This window comes from Candidatus Marivariicella framensis (assembly GCF_982709265.1).
In genome coordinates, this window is the sequence record NZ_CEXPNT010000050.1 from 1 (window position 1) to 2,071 (window position 2,071).

1 protein-coding gene is annotated in these 2,071 nt (G+C 31.2%); it reads left to right on the top strand.

What is annotated here, in order from left to right:
• Positions 1-1,678 (top strand): InlB B-repeat-containing protein (locus AC34EU_RS08750; RefSeq protein WP_489696227.1); only part of this gene is annotated, 1,678 nt, incomplete at its 5' end.
• Between the last annotated feature and the right edge of the window lie 393 nt (positions 1,679-2,071).

Genomic DNA, 2,071 nt, shown 5'->3' on the forward strand with positions numbered 1-2,071 from the left:
AAAGTTACTTCTTGTTTTACTATTTGTTCCATTAACCTATTGTTCTTCAGATAGTGGAAGTGAAGCTACAACACCACCTCCAACCACTACAACTCCTCCGCCTGTTGTAAATTATACTCTCACCGTTAGTGCGGGAGATGGTGGAGCTGTTAGTTCAACAGGAGGCACTTATACCTCTGGAGAATCAGTAAGCATTACGGCTACAGCTAATTCAGAGTATGTTTTTTCAGGATGGTCTAACGGTTCTACTGATAATCCTTTGAGTGTAACGATGAACTCAAACCAAACTATTACCGCATCATTTGAAAAGGTAACATATACTTTATCAACTTCTACTGAAGGAGAGGGAACGGTTACAGAGGTTTTGGTTTCTTCTGGAAGAACTGCAGATTATAATTCTGGAAGTGTGGTAAGATTAACTGCTGTGCCATCAGATGGATGGAGTTTTGTAGAATGGAGTGGGGGTGCTTCTGGTGTTGAAAATCCAATTGATATAGATATCAATCAACCAAAAAACATTAGTGCTACTTTTGAAGCAATATCAGAAATTCAGTCTTTAATTTTTGACAAATGGAACTTTAACACTACTACTGGTAAAAAAATAAGTTCAGAATCTGAGAGAGATTTTATTATTTTAAAATCCAACAACACTTTTATCTTAAACACAAATCAAACTGAAAGGAGAGGGAATTTTGTTATTACAGATACTCAGATTTCTTTAGGGAGTATAGGAACCCTTACCGTGAATGATATTTCAGAAAACTCAATGGGTGTTGATATAGATATAAATGATTTTTATTTTGAAGGGCTCATTGCATTTTCTGATAAAAACTATGTAGATGGGGATTGTACTTCTTTTTTAGAATGTGTTGATGATAAAACATATTCGATTATGAGTAATCTTCTTTACGATTTAATGAAGGGTTTATATCAGGATGAATTTTTTATACTCAAATTCATTGATAACCCCAATCAAGATTGGATTAATATATATAATAATAGGAAATTTTCCAAAATCATTAAACTAGTAGAAGAATCTATTGATGCAGGAGTATATAGTGGACCTTTTCCGACTACCTTAGATTTCTCTTCAATAAGTTATTCAAATTCAACTTTGGAAGATTATGATGGAAATAATATATGTGAATCAGATTGGTCATTATTTACAAATAATAATAAGATTTTAGTATCATCTGAAGAATACGGTAACTTCAACATTGACAATTATACAATACTTAAAAAAAATGAGTATAATAAAATCTCTTTCTCAACGACTAATTTAGTTGGACAAGAATTTATGAACTATGAAATTTCATTGAATATGGATAAAACACTAAGAGTTTCTTTCACTAATGCCATAACCAATGAAAATGATTTTGTGAATTCAACAGTATTCTATTTAAAAGAAAGACCAATTATACTTCCACCAAGTGAAATTGAATTAGATGGGGTTAGTTATTATAATATTTGTGAGGTTAATGATCTTTTTCTTTTAGAGGGTGATTATCGTAATGAAGAAGTTTTCAGTCATTCTCTCCCAAATGATTCTGAATTCCCTAATAATGTAAATTTTGACAGTACTGACATTTATACTCCATTTAATATATGGTCTATTTGGCTCTGTTATACTGGTTTCTGTAATGAGGAAATTTGGGGAGGAGCAGTGCGTACAGATTAAAAACAATAAAACATTATGGAACTACTAATGGTGTTGTTAGTTGCATGCCTAAAGCTGCTGGAAGGTATTACTATCAATGTTCAGTACACGAGGGTATGAATGGAACAATTACTGTTAAATAACTAACATATCATCTTTAGTATGTTCAGATCTATAAGTATATGGATGCTAAAAGAAAATACTAATTTTAACACCTTGAAAATCAAATAGTTATAAATAGTTTTGTCGGGGTGGCAGTATTTGAACTATATACCTTAAAATACTGATTATTAATACTTTATATATTTTATTTTACCCCAAAACAACTAATTTGGGGACTAATAGTACCCATGAATATCCTTCTGAGATTACCTGTGTTTTCCATACTTTAAAACATTTCTCATATTTCAAATA